A 14,853-nucleotide genomic window follows, 5' to 3' on the forward strand; every position below is an offset into this window, starting at 1 on the left:
GCGAACCGGTTGGTCCGCGGGAGTCCCCCGAGCGGGTGCCCACGTCCAGCCTTCCACCCCCCTTCGGCACCGCGCAACGCCACAGGGGCCGACCAGCACCGTCGCGAGGGCCGACGCCCGCCCGCCGGGCCCCTCGCGGGGCACGCGGGGGACGGTCGTGCCCCCGCTCCCGGCGAGCGGGGGAAACGGAGGCACGGCCGGGCCCCGCGCCGGAGCGGGCCCGTACACGGTGAAGGTGGGAACGGACCGGTGCGACGCCGGTCGCTTGGCCCGGCAGCCCTGGCAGCCCTGGCCGGCACCCGCCCCACGCGTCGCGGGCAGGTGGTCCCGTCCCGCACCCGGCTCGCGGGCCGGTGGCCCCGGCCGGGCATCCCGCTCACCCGTGCCAGGACCTCCACAGCGCCGCGTACGCGCCGTCCGCCGCGACCAGTTGTTCGTGGCTGCCGAGTTCGCTGATGCGGCCGTTCTCGACCACGGCGATGACGTCCGCGTCGTGAGCGGTGTGGAGGCGGTGGGCGATGGCGACGACGGTACGGCCGTCGAGGACACGGGCCAGCGAGCGTTCCAGATGGCGGGCCGCCCGCGGGTCCAGGAGCGAGGTCGCTTCGTCCAGGACCAGGGTGTGCGGGTCGGCCAGGACCAGCCGGGCCAGCGCGATCTGCTGGGCCTGGGCCGGCGTGAGCGCGAACCCGCCCGAGCCGACCTCGGTGTCCAGACCGTCGTCCAGCGCCCGCGCCCAGCCGGTCGCGTCGACCGCGCCGAGAGCCGCCCACAGCCGGGCGTCCACGGAAGCGGCGCCATCGCCCGGAGCCTCGGCACCAGCGCCAGCCCCAGCCTCAGCGCCAGCGCCAGCGCCAGCGCCAAGACCAGGACCAGCGCCAGCGCCAGGACCGGCGCTCGCAGCAGCCGGAGCCTGCCCCTGCCCCTGCCCCTGTTCCTGCTCGTCGTCCTGATGCTGCCGGGAGGGGGGAACGGCGAGCAGCAGGTTGTCGCGCAGGGAGCCCACGAACACATGGTGCTCCTGGTTGACCAGGGCCACGTGCGCGCGGACCTCCTCCGCGGGCATCCGGGACAGCTCGGCGCCGCCGAGGGTGACGCGGCCGTCCCGGGGTGCGTAGATCCCGGCGAGCAGCCTGCCCAGGGTGGACTTCCCCGCGCCGGACGGACCGACCAGGGCGAGCCGGGTGCCGGGCGCGACCGCCAGGGAGACCTCCCGCAGTACGTCCACGCCCTCGCGGTAGCCGAAGTGCACCCGGTCCGCGTGCACGTCGCGTCCCTCCGGCCTCACGGCCGGGTCGCCCGCGTCCGGCTCGATGTCCCGGACACCGACCAGCCGCGCCAGCGAGACCTGGGCGACCTGGAGCTCGTCGTACCAGCGCAGGATCAGTCCCACCGGGTCGACGAGCATCTGGGCGATCAGCGCACCCGTCGTCAGCTGCCCCACCCCGATCCAGCCCTGGAGGGCGAGCCACCCGCCGATCATCAGGACCGAGCAGAGCACCGTGACATGCGTGATGTTGACGACCGGGAAGAGAACCGACCGCAGCCAGAGCGTGTAGCGCTCCCACGCCGTCCATTCCCGGACCCGGCGGTCCGACAGCTCGATGCGGCTCCTGTCCAGGCGGTGCACCTCGATCGTGCGCCCGGCGTCCACGGTCTCGGCGAGGACGGCGGCGACGGCGGCGTAGCCGGCCGCCTCCGAGCGGTAGCCGGCGGGCGCCCGCTTGAAGTACCAGCGGCAGCCCATCACCAGCACCGGAACGGCGACCAGGACGGCGGGAGCGAGTACGGGGGCGGTCACGGCGAGTCCGCCGAGCAGCAGTGCCGCCCACACGACACCGATGGCCAGCTGTGGGACGGCCTCGCGCATCGCGTTGGCGAGCCGGTCGATGTCGGTGGTGATGCGGGACAGCAGGTCGCCCGTCCCGGCCCGTTCCAGGACGCCGGGCGGCAGACCGACCGACCGTACGAGGAAGTCCTCGCGCAGGTCTGCCAGCATCCGCTCGCCGAGCATGGCACCCCGCAGCCGCACCTGCCGGACGAACACGGCCTGGACGACGAGCGCGACGACGAAGAAGGCGGAGGTGGTCTCCAGATGGAGGTCGTCCGCGTGCTCCGAGACGCGTTCGACGACCGAGCCCAGCAGATAGGGCCCGGCCATCGAGGCCACGACGGCCACGGTGTTGACGGCGACCAGGAGCAGGAAGGCCCTGCGGTGCCGTCGGAACAGCTCGGTCACGTAGGCCCGTACGGTCGCGGGCGCGCCGACGGGCAACGTGTTCGCCGTCGTCGGGGCGGCCGGGTCGTACGCGGGTGGCGCCACGCCGATCATGCGGTCTCCTCGATCTCTTCCAGTACGCCGTCGAGAACGGCCTCGTCGTCCACGGTCACCGCGCCGAGAGCGGTCCGGTCCGCGGCTTCCGCGGCGGCCTCCTCCTCGGTCTCGCGAGTCACCACGGCCCGGTATCGCGGCTCGCTGTGCACCAGTTCGCGGTGCACGCCGACCGCGACGACCTCGCCCTCGTGGATGAGAACGACCCGGTGCGCGTGGTCCAGGAGCAGCGGTGAGGAGGTGAAGACCACGGTCGTGCGCCCGGCGCGCAGGGAGCGCACTCCGTCGGCGATCCGGGCCTCGGTGTGTGAGTCGACCGCGGACGTCGGCTCGTCCAGGACGAGTACCTCCGGGTCCGTGATCAGGGACCGGGCCAGTGCGAGCCGCTGGCGCTGGCCCCCGGACAGGGAGCGGCCGCGTTCCGTGACGCGGGCGTCCATCGGATCCTCGGTGTCGAGCGATCCCTGGGCGAGCGCGTCCAGCACGTCTCCGCACTGGGCCGCGGACAGGGCTGCCTCGGCGCTCACGAGACCCGAGGCGGGCACATCGAGCAGCTCGCGCAGGGAGCCCGACAGCAGCACAGGATCCTTGTCCTGGACGAGGACGGCGGTGCGGGCGCACTCCAGGGGCAACTCGTCCAGCGGAACGCCCCCGAGGACCACCGAGGCGTTTCTCGGCCCGCCCTCGGCGCGAGCCGTCTCACCTTGCTGGGAAGCGTGGCCGCCGAGCCGCTCGGCCAGCAGTCCCGCCGCGTCCGGGTCCCCGCACACCACGGCCGTGAACCTGCCCTCGGGAGCGAGCAGACCGGTCACCGGGTCGTACAGATCGCCGCCCGGCACCTCGGCGGCGCGTGAGCCGCCGCTGTCCATGGCCCGTTCCAGAGACAGCACCCGGGCGGCTCGCCGGGCCGACGGACGCGAGAAGGAGTAGGCCATCGCGATCTCCTCGAAATGTCGCAACGGGTACGTGAGAAGCATGACGGCGCTGTACACGGTGACCAGTTCACCGACCTCGATCCGGCCGTCCCGGGCCAACTGCACACCGCGCCAGACGACGGCGATCATCAGCAGGCCGGGCAGCAGCACCTGGATCGCCGAGATCGCCGACCACATGCGCGCGCTGCGCACGGCCGCCCGGCGGACCTCCTGGGAGGCGCGGCGGTAGCGGTCGAGGAAGAGCTCCTCGCCGCCGATGCCGCGCAGTACCCGCAGGCCCGCCACGGTGTCGGAGGCCAGTTCGGTCGCGCGGCCCGCCTTCTCCCGCTGGAAGTCGGCGCGCCGGGTGGCGCGGGGCAGCAGCGGCAGCACGGCCACCGCCAGCACGGGCACGCCCACGGCGACGATCACACCCAGGGCCGGCTGGTAGACGACCAGGGACACACAGACCACCACGACCGTCAGGGCGGCGGCCGAGAACCGCGACACGCTCTCCACGAACCAGCCGATCTTCTCGACGTCGCCGGTGGAGACCGCGACCACCTCGCCGGCCGCGACGCGCCGCGTGAGCGCGGAGCCCAGCAGTGCGGTTCTGCGGGCCAGCAGTTGCTGGACGCGCGCGGCCGCGGTGATCCAGTTGGTGACCGCGGTGCGGTGGAGCATGAGTTCGCCGAGGGCGATGCACGCGCCGCACGCCGCCATCAGCGCGCCGGTCAGAGCGAGCCGGGTGCCGGAGTGGTCGACGACGGACTGGACGGCCAGACCGACGCAGAACGGCAGCGTGGAGACGGCCAGAAAGTGCAGCAGACCCCAGGCCAGGGCCTTGAACTGTCCGCCGAGCTGATTACGCCCGAGCCACCACAGGAATCGGGGACCTGAGCGCGCGTCGGGCACACCCGGGTCGGGATACGGAAGGTCTTGGATCTGCATGACGTCCCAGTGGCTCGTGTCAGGCGATGGGGAGTGCTCCGGATTTCGGCAGCCGTCCGGCCGGGGCCGACAGCAAACCGTGAAAGGTTCGCGTCGGAGCGTGGTCGAAAGCAAACGGTTTTCCGCCTCGCAGCAAGGAACCGGACCGCGGCGACCGCGACTGGCCGGAACGGGAGGGAAGGGCGATTCGCCCGATAAGTGGTGCGAGGATGGGCGGCATGCGAAAGAACGGCGCGATGCGCACGGGGCTCGCGGCCATGGTCTGCGGAGCCGTCGCGGTCACTCTCACGGCCTGCGGCGGAGTGGAGGGCGGAAGCGGCAGCGGCAGCGGGGCGAAGGGCCACGCGGGAGCCCCCGGCGCGGTCGCTCGTACGAGTGCGCCCGCGGTCGACCCGACACGCATCCCCGGCGTGGGCGACCGGCTCCAGCGGCGGATCCCCTCCGACTCGGGCCAGGTGCTGGCGGTGTACGGCGAGGGCGAGGACTCCGCGGACTCCACGGCCGTGCTGTACGCGAAGTCCGGTACGGCCTGGGAGAAGACGCGTAGCTGGGCGGCGCACAACGGGACGAAGGGCTGGACCACCGACCATCACGAGGACGACAAGCGCAGCCCCGTCGGTGTGTTCACGCTCAGCGACGCCGGTGGCGTGCTCGACGACCCGGGTGCCCGGTTGCCGTACACGCAGTCGGAGACGTACCAGGCTCCCCACGACTGGCCCGAGTCGTACTGGCACGACTTCGACTACGTCATCGCCATCGACTACAACCGCGTCGAGGGCAATCCTCCGGACGATCCGACCCGGCCCTGGGGCGATGACAAGGGCGGCGGCATCTGGCTGCACATGGACCACGGCGGCGGCACGTCGGCGTGCGTGAGTCTGCCCAAGGAGGGCATGGAGTACCTCCTGCGCACACTCGACCCGGAAGAACACCCCGTGGTGGTGATGGGGGACAAAGCGAACCTGAAGGCTTAGCGGTCCGGCACGCCCCCGGCCGTGCCGCTGGGGCCCCGGGCGGGGTGGCCGAGGGGCGCCGGTGCGCCATTGCGGCCGGCTCGGCCGCCCCGTAGAACACCGCACATGAGTAGACCGGTCATCATGTCCATGTTCGCCGGAGCGATCCTCGTGGCGAGCGCCCTCCTCGGGGCGGGCCCGGCTCCGGCGGCCACCGCGTCCGTCGCGGCTCGCGCGTCCGCGGCCTCCACCGTGCCCGTCGCCCGATCGTCCGACGTGCCCGCCGAGTTCGGCAGCGACTGGCACGACCCCGTCACCGCCGCCCCGCCCGTCGCCAGGCCGTCCGGGCCGTCCTGCGAAGTGACGCTCGCCGAGGCGAAGTTCCGTGACTTCACGCCCTACACGGGCACGTACACCCCGCCGTCGGGCTGCGGCGACCGCTGGAGCGAGGTCGTGCTCCAGCTCGAAGGCAAGGTCGAGGGGCGTCAGTTCGACCGTCTCGGCTATCTGCACGTCGGCGGGGTCGAGATTCTCCGTACGTCCACCCCGGAGCCGTCGCCCGACGGGATCGAGTGGTCCGTCGAGACGGATGTGACGCGCTACAGCGACACGTTCCGGCGGAGCCACGACGTCGAGATGCTGATCGGGAACGTCGTCGACGACACGTACACCGGGGTTCTCGACGTCAAGGCCACGCTGACGTTCTACGCGGGCAGGCCCGCCGTGACCCCCGACCGTGTCCTGACTCTCCAGGACGGCACCCTGACGACCCCGCGCAACAGCGAGCGCGTGATCGCCGAGGTGTACGCGACCGGGTCCGGCGGCGGCTGTGAGGAGGTCTGGTATCTGACGGTCCCGGACACGGCGCCGTATTCCTGCAAGGCGGGCAACGGCCCCTACCGCGAGGTGCGGATCGAGGTCGACGGCCGACTCGCCGGTATCGCCGAACCGTTCCCGACCGTGTGGACCGGCGGCTGGTCCAATCCCTTCCTCTGGTACGTGATTCCGGCGCCCCGCGCCTTCGCCGTCAAGCCCATCGAGTACGACCTGACCCCGTTCGCCGGACTGCTCAACGACGGGCGTCCGCACCGGATCGACGTCTCCGTCGTAGGCGTTCCCGAGGGGCGGCCGGGCTGGAGCCTGCCCGTCAACGTGCTGGTCCGGCAGGACGCCCGGCGCGACCATGTGAGCGGTGCGCTCCTGCGGGCCGAGGCGGGCGGTCTCGCCGACTCCTCGACGTACACACCCGGTCCGGAGCACCGCGTGGACACCGCGGGACGGCACCGGCTGACGGTCGCCGGGTACCTCGACACCTCGCACGGCAGAGTGGTGACGACGGTCAGCCGCACCCTCGCGAACAACTCCACGCACCGCTGGACCGAGGGCGAGAACACGGACGGCCTCGAGGCGACGTGGACCGACGACGAGGTGGTGACCGTCGACGGACGCGGACCCGCCACGACGACGCGCACCCGGCGCGCGTACACGATGGACGGCACGACGACCCTCGGCGCGGACGACCGGCTGCGGACCGTGCTGACGCTCGGCGACCGGGCCTTCGTGGCCGAGGAGTCGGGCGGCCGGCCCACCACGTGGTCACGGCTCGACGACACCTACACGGGCGACGCCACGTACACGGTCGGCGTGCCGCGCGACCGGCGTCACGCGGTCGCCACGACGAACGAGCGCTACCGGCGCCACGGTTCGGCCGGCTGCTACGACCGCTCCCTGGTCACCGTGCAAGGGACGCTCACGCAGGACCGCGCCCGCTGCTGAGAACGGGCGACGGGCCCGACGGCGGGGGTGGCGAGCCCGGCCGTCCAGGGCGAGGAACGGACGCGGGTCGGCCGGGTCATGCGGACCGGTCGGCCCGTCCGGTGCCGGGGCGGGTCGCGTGCTCCAGCGCCAGGAGCGCGGAGTGGTAGCCGCGTCCCGTCGCGTGGTCCATGCCCACCTCGCACATGCGATTGGCCGACAGATGCGCGTCGAAGTCGCGGGAGGTCACGAACGCCGCCTCGTCCCGGGTGGCCGACTCGGTCAGTTCCCTGTGGAGCATGCCGCGGTCGCCCGCGAAGGCGCAGCACCCGGCGTCGTCGGGCACCACCACCTCGTCCGCACACGCCTCGGCCACGGCGCGCAGTTGCGCCTCGTCGCCCAAGTGCCGCATGGAGCAGGTCGGGTGGAGGACCGCGGAGCCCAGGGTGCGCCGTACGGTGAGGTGGGGGAGGAGTTCCTCCGCCGCCCACACCGGTGAGTCGACGACCAGCAGCTCGGCGTGCAGCTCCCGGTTGTCGGGAGTCAGATACGGTACGACCTCGCGCGCGATGCCGAGCGTGCACGACGAGGCGTCCACGACGAGCGGCAGTCTGCCGCCGGCGGTCCAGCCCCAGGCCGCCTCGACGACACGGTTGGCCATCACGGCGTTGCCCGCGTCGTACCCCTTGGAGTGCCAGATCGTCGCGCAGCACGTTCCCCGGACGTCGTCCGGAATCCACACCGGCTTTCCCGCGCGCGCGGAGACCGCGACGACGGCCCGCGCGAGCGACATGTCCCCCGGCCCGCCGAAGACGCGGTTGACACAGGCCGGGTAGTAGACGGCGACGGCCCCCACGCGCGTGGTGCGGGGCATGGCGGAGGGGGCGGCTCCGGGCATCCGCGGCAGCCACTCGGGCACGAGATCGGGGCGTACGGCCCTGCGGACCGCTCGCGTCACGGTGTTCACCCGCCGGTCGCCGATCCGGTCCGCGACGGCGACCGCCAGCCGCGCGGAGGCTTCGAGCACACGGAAGTGCCGCGCGGCCAGCGCGGCCGCCTTCTCCTCGCGCGGAGTGTGCCGGGCGTGCCGGAACGTCTTCATCAGCGCGCCCGTGTCGATGCCGACCGGGCAGGCCAGCTTGCAGGTCGAGTCGCCCGCGCAGGTGTCCACGGCGTCGTACCCGTACGCCTCCAGGAGTGCGTTCTCGACCGGGGAGCCGTCGGGCTGGCGCGTCATCTCGCGGCGCAGCACGATCCGTTGGCGCGGTGTCGTCGTCACGTCCTGGCTGGGGCAGGTCGGTTCGCAGAAGCCGCACTCGATGCACGGGTCGGCGATCGCCTCGATGCGCGGGATCGTCTTCAGGCCCCGTACGTGCGCACGCGGATCCCGGTCGAGCACGACGCGCGGTGCGAGCACGCCGTCCGGATCGACCAGCCGTTTGGTGCGCCACATCAGCTCCGTCGCCCCGGGGCCCCATTCGAGCTCCAGGAAGGGCGCGATGTTGCGCCCCGTGGCGTGTTCGGCCTTGAGCGAGCCGTCGAAGCGTTCCACCGTGAGCCGGCAGAACGCGTCCATGAACGCGGCGTACCGCTCCACGTCGGCGGGCCTGGACGCGTCGAAAGCCAGCAGGAAATGCAGATTGCCGTGGGCGGCATGGCCCGCGACGGCGGCGTCGAAGCCGTGCCGGGTCTGGAGTTCCAGCAGCGCGTCGCAGGCCTCGGCGAGCCGTTCGGGCGGTACCGCGAAGTCCTCCGTGATCAGCGTCGTACCGGAGGGACGCGCTCCGCCGACCGCCGTCACGAACGCCTTGCGGGCCTTCCAGTACCCGGCGACGGTCCGCTGGTCCCGGGTGAGGGCGTTCGTCACCGAGGGAACGGGCGACACCAGGGGAATCCCCTCCAGCACCGCGCGGGCCCGCTCCTCGTACTCCTCCTGCGTGGCCTCGTCCGGGGCGCGGAACTCGACGAGCAGAGCGGTCGTCGGACCCGGAAGACCGGCCCAGTCCCCGGGCACCCCCTCGACGGCCACCGAGGCACGCAGGGTGTTGCCGTCCATCAGCTCGACGGCCGAGGCGCCCGCCGCGGTGAACAGGGGCACGGCGGCGGCCGCGGCGGGCAGCGAGCCGAAGAAGAGCAGCGCGGCGGACACCCTGCGGTCCAGCGGCAGGGTGTCGAAGACGACCTCCGAGATGAAGCCGAAGGTGCCCTGCGATCCGACCATCAGACCGCGCAGGATCCCGACGGGTGTCGAGCCGTCCAGGAAGGCGTCCAGACGGTAGCCGTTGGTGTTCTTGATCGTGTACTTGGCGCGGATCCGGTCGACCAGCCCGGCGTCCGCCTCGATCTCCGCCTTGAGCTCCATGAGTCCGGCGCACAGGCCCGGTTCCGCCCGCGCCAGCCGCTCGTCGGCGTCCGGTTCGGCCGTGTCCACGACCGTGCCGGACGGCAGGACGAACGTGAGCGAGGCGAGGGTGACGTAGGAGTTGCGGGTGGTTCCCGCCGTCATGCCGGAGGCGTTGTTCGCGACCACGCCACCGACCGTGCAGGCGACCGCGCTCGCCGGATCGGGGCCGAGCACGCGCCCGTGCCGGGCGAGCGCGGCGTTGACGCGGGCGACGGTCGTGCCCGGAGCGATCCGGACCCGCGCTCCGCCGTCGAGGACCTCGACGCCCGTCCAGTGCCGACGGACGTCGACGAGGATGTCCTCGCCCTGCGCCTGTCCGTTGAGCGAGGTCCCGGCCGCGCGGAACACCACCTCGCGGCCCTTGCCGTGGGCGTACGAGAGCACCGCCGAGACGTCGTCGACGTCCTCGGGGACCACGACGACCCGCGGTACGAAGCGGTAGGGGCTGGCGTCGGACGCGTAGCGCACGAGGTCGGAGATCCCGGTCAGTACCTTGTCCGCGCCGAGCAGGGCGGTCAGGTCGCCGCGCAGCGGCTCGGGAGTCCCGCCGGCCCGGTCCTCCGGGACCCGGTCGGCCGCCGGTGCGTCGGGGCGCGCTCCGGGACGCAGTGTGTCGGGGTCGGGCTCCAGCAGAGGCACAGCGGACCACTCCTCACACGCTCGCGGCGGCCGCAGGCGGTATGCCGGGTCGCCTCAGTGGTGACGCGCCGCCCCGAGCCGGCTCAGCACCGGTGTTCCACCTGGTTCACCCTCGGCATGCCGTCCACCAGCGTGTCCAGCAACCCGCCGAGCACCTCGCGCTGCTCGTCCGTCAATGGAGCCAGGATCTCCTCCGCGGCGCCGCGGCGCGCGGCGCGCAGCTCGCGCAGCGCCTTGCGCCCCTCGTCCGTGACCTCGATACGGATCACCCGGCGATTGGTGGGATCGGGTGCCCGGCGCACCTTGCCGCTCGCCTCCAGGCCGTCGACCAGCGTGGTCACGGCACGCGGCACCACTTCGAGGCGCTCCGCGAGATCGGCCATGCGGGGAGGTGAGGCGTAGTGCGCGAGGGTGCGCAGGAGCCGGGACTGGGCGGGGGTGATGCCCAGCTCGCGCTGCTCCAGATGGCGCTTCTGGATGCGGTGCACGCGGCGCGTCAGACGCAGCAGCTGCTCGGCGAGCAGGCCGTCGGCATCGGGGGTGGTCATGCGGGAACAATATCAGGATGCCGTTCATTGTGAGTATAGGTAACAATGAGCTAGGGTCCGTCAGTCGTCGGATCCTCATCGATGTCCCTGTCGTCCCGTTTTCCTAGGAGTCCATTGCGCCCCGAACTGTCCGCCTGGAGCCCGCCACCCGCCGACAGCCAACAGCCACGGCAGGTGCGCCGCATCCTGAGTCTCTTCCGGCCCTACCGGGGCCGCCTCGCGATCGTCGGCCTGCTGGTCGGCGCCGCGTCCCTCGTGGGCGTCGCCACGCCCTTCCTGCTGAAGGCGATCCTGGACACCGCGATCCCTCAAGGGCGTACGGGTCTGCTGACCCTGCTCGCGCTCGGCATGATCGCGAGCGCCGTCCTGGGCGGTGTCTTCGGCGTCCTGCAGACGCTGATCTCCACGACCGTCGGCCAGCGCGTGATGCACGACCTGCGCACGGCGGTCTACGGCCGCCTCCAGCGCATGTCGCTCGCCTTCTTCACCAGGACGCGCACGGGCGAGGTCCAGTCACGCATCGCCAACGACATCGGCGGCATGCAGGCGACCGTCACGTCCACCGCCACCTCGCTGGTCTCCAATCTCACCAGTGTGGTCGCCACGATCGTCGCGATGGTGGCCCTGGACTGGCGCCTGACCCTCGTCTCCCTGCTCCTGCTGCCGGCGTTCGTGTGGATCAGCCGCCGCGTCGGCGACGAACGCAAGAAGATCACCACCCAGCGTCAGAAGCAGATGGCGGCGATGGCCGCCACCGTCACCGAATCGCTCTCCGTCAGCGGCATCCTGCTCGGGCGCACCATGGGCCGGGCCGACTCGCTGACGAAGTCGTTCGCGGAGGAGTCCGAGGGCCTCGTCGACCTCGAGGTGAGGTCGAACATGGCGGGACGCTGGCGCATGTCCGTCATCGGCATCGTCATGGCCGCCATGCCCGCCGTCATCTACTGGACCGCGGGCGTCGCCCTCCAACTCGGCGGCCCCTCGATATCGATCGGCACGCTCGTCGCCTTCGTCTCGCTCCAGCAGGGCCTGTTCCGGCCGACGGTCAGCCTGCTCTCCACCGGTGTGCAGATCCAGACCTCGCTCGCGCTGTTCCAGCGCATCTTCGAGTACCTCGACCTGCCCATCGACATCACCGAGCCCGAGAACCCCGTCCACCTCGACCAGGTCAAGGGCGAGATCCGCTTCGAGGACGTCGAGTTCCGCTACGACGACAAGGGCACCCCGGTCCTCGACGGCATCGACATCACCGTCCCGGCCGGCGGCAGCCTCGCCGTCGTCGGTCCGACCGGTTCCGGAAAGTCGACGCTCAGCTATCTGGTGCCCCGGCTGTACGACGTCACGGGCGGGCGGGTCACCCTCGACGGGATCGACGTCCGGGACCTGGACTTCGACACCCTCGCGCGCGCGGTCGGCGTCGTCTCCCAGGAGACGTACCTCTTCCACGCCTCGGTCGCCGAGAACCTGCGCTTCGCCAAGCCGGACGCCACCGACGAGGAACTGCACGCGGCGGCGCGGGCGGCCCAGATCCACGACCACATAGCGTCGCTGCCCGACGGGTACGACACGGTCGTCGGTGAACGCGGTCACCGGTTCTCCGGAGGCGAGAAGCAGCGCCTCGCCATCGCCCGCACGATCCTGCGTGATCCGCCCGTGCTCGTCCTCGACGAGGCGACCAGCGCCCTGGACACCCGCACGGAGCATGCCGTCCAGGAGGCCATCGACGCCCTGTCGGCCAACCGCACCACGCTCACCATCGCGCACCGGCTGTCCACGATCCGCGGCGCCGACCAGATCGTCGTCCTCGACTCGGGCCGCGCGGTCGAGCGGGGCACGCACGAGGAGTTGCTGGCGGGGGAGGGGCACTATGCCGCTCTCGTCCACCGGGACGCCCAACTGACGCCGACAAGATGACGATATGCCGGGTTTGTTGGCGATAGCGCGTTACCGTGCCCGTTATGCAGATGAACACTCCGCCACGGAGCACGATTCGACTGACGCGCCGGGGCCGGGTCGCCCTCATCGCGACCGGCGCCGTCGTGGCGGCCACCGCCGTGGCGGTGCCGCTGCTGAGCATGGGAGACGACGACGCCCGCCCGACGTCGTTCGTCGTTCCGGAGGGCTGGCGCTCCGGACAGGTCTACGCGGCCGTCGACAAGGCTCTCCGGGTTCCCGCGGGAACCACCAAGAAGTCCCTGGCGAAAGCCCGCCTCAAACTTCCGAACGACGCCAGGGGCAACCCCGAGGGCTATCTCTTCCCGGCGACCTATCCGATCGGCGACAAGGCGACTCCGGAGTCCCTGCTGACGTTCATGGTCGACACCGCGAACAAGAGGTTCAACGGGGCGCCGATCGCCGCCGGCGCGCAGCGCAACACGATGAACGTCTATCAGGCGGTCACCGTCGCGAGCATCGTGCAGGCGGAGGCGGCGACCGCGACGGACATGGGCAAGGTGGCCAGGGTCATCTACAACCGTCTGCAGCGCGGTATGCCGTTGCAGATGGACTCGACCATCAACTACGCGCTGAACCGTTCCACGCTGAACACCAGTGAGGCGGACACCAGGCTCAACAGCCCGTACAACTCGTACCGGCGCATGGGCCTGCCGCCCACGCCGATCGCCAACCCCGGCGAGGAGGCGATGCGCGCCGCGGTCAACCCGCCGCCGGGCGACTGGCTGTACTTCGTCACGGTCAAGCCGGGCGACACGCGTTTCACGGCCGACTACGAGGAACACCAGCGCAACGTGGCCGAGTTCAACCGACGGCACCACAAGAGCGCGTCCCCCACGGCCGCCTCGCCCACCGCGCCCGCCTCGCCCACCGCGCCCGCCTCGTCCCGGCTCCCTCAGGCGGCCTCTCCCGCGGTCACGTCCCCGGCTTCTCCGGCGGTCACGCCCGAGACCTCTGCCGCAGTCCCTCCCGTGGCTTCTCCCGCGGTCACGTCCTCGGTCACACCCGCGGGCACCTCCGCGGGTACCCCCACGGTGACTCCCACGGCCATTCCCACCAACTGACAGGCGTACGGGGCATCACACGGCGACCGGCGCGTTCGCCAGCAACTGCCTGATGTCCCGTACGGCCGCCCGGCCGGCCCGGTTGGCGCCGATGGTGCTCGCGGAGGGCCCGTAGCCGACCAGGTGGATGCGCGGGTCGGCGACCGCGCGCGTTCCCTCGATCCGGATGCCGCCACCCCGCTCGCGCAGCCGCAGCGGCGCCAGATGATCGATGGCCGCCCGGAAACCGGTCGCCCAAAGGATCACGTCCGCGTCCACGCGCGTACCGTCCGCCCACTCCACACCGTCCGGGGTGATCCGGTCGAACATCGGCCGCCGGTCCAGCACGCCCTCGGCCAGCGCTTGGCGGATCGCGTCGTTCAGCGGCAGCCCGGTGACCGAGACCACGCTCCGTGGCGGCAGCCCCTGCCGGACCCGCTCCTCGACGAGAGCGACGGCGGCCCGCCCGAACTCCTCGGTGAAGGGGCCCTCGCGGAAGACCGGGGGACGCCGGGTGACCCAGGTGGTCCCGGCCGCGTGGGCGGCGATCTCCATCAGATGCTGGGTCCCGGAGGCGCCACCGCCCACGACGACCACGCGCCGCCCGGCGAACCACTCGGGGCCCGGATACCGCGCCGTGTGCAACTGCCGCCCGCGGAAGGTCTCCTGGCCCGGATAGCGAGGCCAGAACGGGCGGTCCCAGGTACCCGTCGCGTTGATCAGCGCCCGCGTCGACCACGTACGGTCGCCGGCTTCCACGAGCAGCCGGCCGCTGGTCCCCTCCCTGACGGTCCTGACGTCGACCGGCCTTTGCACCCGCAGGTCGAAGGCGCGCTCGTAGGCGGCGAAGTACGTCGAGATGACCTCGGAGGAGGGGCGGTCCGGGTCCGCGTCCGTCAGGTCCATGCCGGGCAGGGAGTGCATCCCGTGCACCTTGCCGTACGTCAGCGACGGCCAGCGGAACTGCCAGGCTCCGCCCGGGTGGGGCGCGTGGTCGAGCACGACGAAGTCACGCCCGGGCTCGAAGCCCGTGCGCCGCAGGTGGTAGGCGGCCGCCAGACCGGCCTGACCGGCCCCGACGACGACCACTTCGACCTCACGCGTGCTCACCCCGGTGTTGTCCACGCTTCTACGAACCGGACCGGGGTCCGGGATCTTCCCGTCGGGCACCTCGCTGTGAGCCACCTGACGAACGAACCGCACCGCGTGCTGACGAACGAACCGCACCGCGTGCTTCGTGCTTCGTGCCGCGCGCCGTGAGCCGCTGGCGGTCTGCGGTCTGCGGTCTGCGGTCGGCGGTCGATCGTCCACGCCCCGCGCCGAGCGCCGTAGCCGCAAGCCGGGAGCCCCCGTATGGGAGA

Annotated in this window: 8 protein-coding genes and 1 pseudogene; 4 read left to right on the forward strand and 5 right to left on the reverse strand. The window is 72.1% G+C overall.

Annotation, left to right across the window (positions count from 1 at the left end):
- Nucleotides 1–376: 376 nt before the first annotated feature.
- Nucleotides 377–2,332: an ABC transporter ATP-binding protein gene (locus tag ACFYW9_RS08255; protein WP_389146338.1), complete on the reverse strand. Its 1,956-nt coding sequence runs from the start codon at nt 2,330–2,332 to the stop codon at nt 377–379.
- Nucleotides 2,329–4,197, reverse strand: coding sequence for an ABC transporter transmembrane domain-containing protein (locus ACFYW9_RS08260; RefSeq protein ID WP_389146340.1), 1,869 nt, complete (start codon nt 4,195–4,197; stop codon nt 2,329–2,331). The genes ACFYW9_RS08255 and ACFYW9_RS08260 overlap by 4 nt, the downstream gene beginning before the upstream one ends.
- Before the next feature lie 218 nt (nt 4,198–4,415).
- On the opposite strand from ACFYW9_RS08260, the gene ACFYW9_RS08265 reads away from it, so the two are divergent.
- Nucleotides 4,416–5,171 (forward strand): L,D-transpeptidase family protein, encoded by a 756-nt coding sequence (locus tag ACFYW9_RS08265; RefSeq protein ID WP_389146342.1) that lies wholly within the window; start codon nt 4,416–4,418, stop codon nt 5,169–5,171.
- A 105-nt stretch (nt 5,172–5,276) separates the two neighbouring features.
- Nucleotides 5,277–6,926: a peptide-N4-asparagine amidase gene (locus ACFYW9_RS08270; protein WP_389146344.1), complete on the forward strand. Its 1,650-nt coding sequence runs from the start codon at nt 5,277–5,279 to the stop codon at nt 6,924–6,926.
- A 76-nt stretch (nt 6,927–7,002) separates the two neighbouring features.
- Here the strand turns inward: ACFYW9_RS08270 and ACFYW9_RS08275 are convergent, their stop codons facing one another.
- Together ACFYW9_RS08275 and ACFYW9_RS08280 are read right to left on the reverse strand one after the other, a co-directional pair.
- On the reverse strand, nt 7,003–9,948 hold the full coding sequence (locus ACFYW9_RS08275) for an FAD-binding and (Fe-S)-binding domain-containing protein (protein ID WP_389146347.1): 2,946 nt from the start codon (nt 9,946–9,948) through the stop codon (nt 7,003–7,005).
- An 83-nt stretch (nt 9,949–10,031) separates the two neighbouring features.
- Nucleotides 10,032–10,496 (reverse strand): MarR family winged helix-turn-helix transcriptional regulator, encoded by a 465-nt coding sequence (locus ACFYW9_RS08280; RefSeq protein ID WP_389146350.1) that lies wholly within the window; start codon nt 10,494–10,496, stop codon nt 10,032–10,034.
- Between the two features lie 81 nt (nt 10,497–10,577).
- Between ACFYW9_RS08280 and ACFYW9_RS08285 the strand changes: the two genes are divergently transcribed.
- A complete protein-coding gene (locus ACFYW9_RS08285; RefSeq protein ID WP_389146353.1) occupies nt 10,578–12,410 on the forward strand; it encodes an ABC transporter ATP-binding protein in 1,833 nt (610 codons plus the stop codon).
- A 44-nt stretch (nt 12,411–12,454) separates the two neighbouring features.
- Nucleotides 12,455–13,294 (forward strand): annotated as a pseudogene (gene mltG, locus ACFYW9_RS08290) (endolytic transglycosylase MltG); the annotation flags it as partial.
- 234 nt (nt 13,295–13,528) lie between these two features.
- Here the strand turns inward: mltG and ACFYW9_RS08295 are convergent.
- Nucleotides 13,529–14,617 (reverse strand): NAD(P)-binding domain-containing protein, encoded by a 1,089-nt coding sequence (locus tag ACFYW9_RS08295; protein WP_389146737.1) that lies wholly within the window; start codon nt 14,615–14,617, stop codon nt 13,529–13,531.
- Nucleotides 14,618–14,853 lie beyond the last annotated feature (236 nt).

This window comes from Streptomyces sp. NPDC002698, assembly GCF_042888945.1.
Lineage (GTDB): Bacteria > Actinomycetota > Actinomycetes > Streptomycetales > Streptomycetaceae > Streptomyces.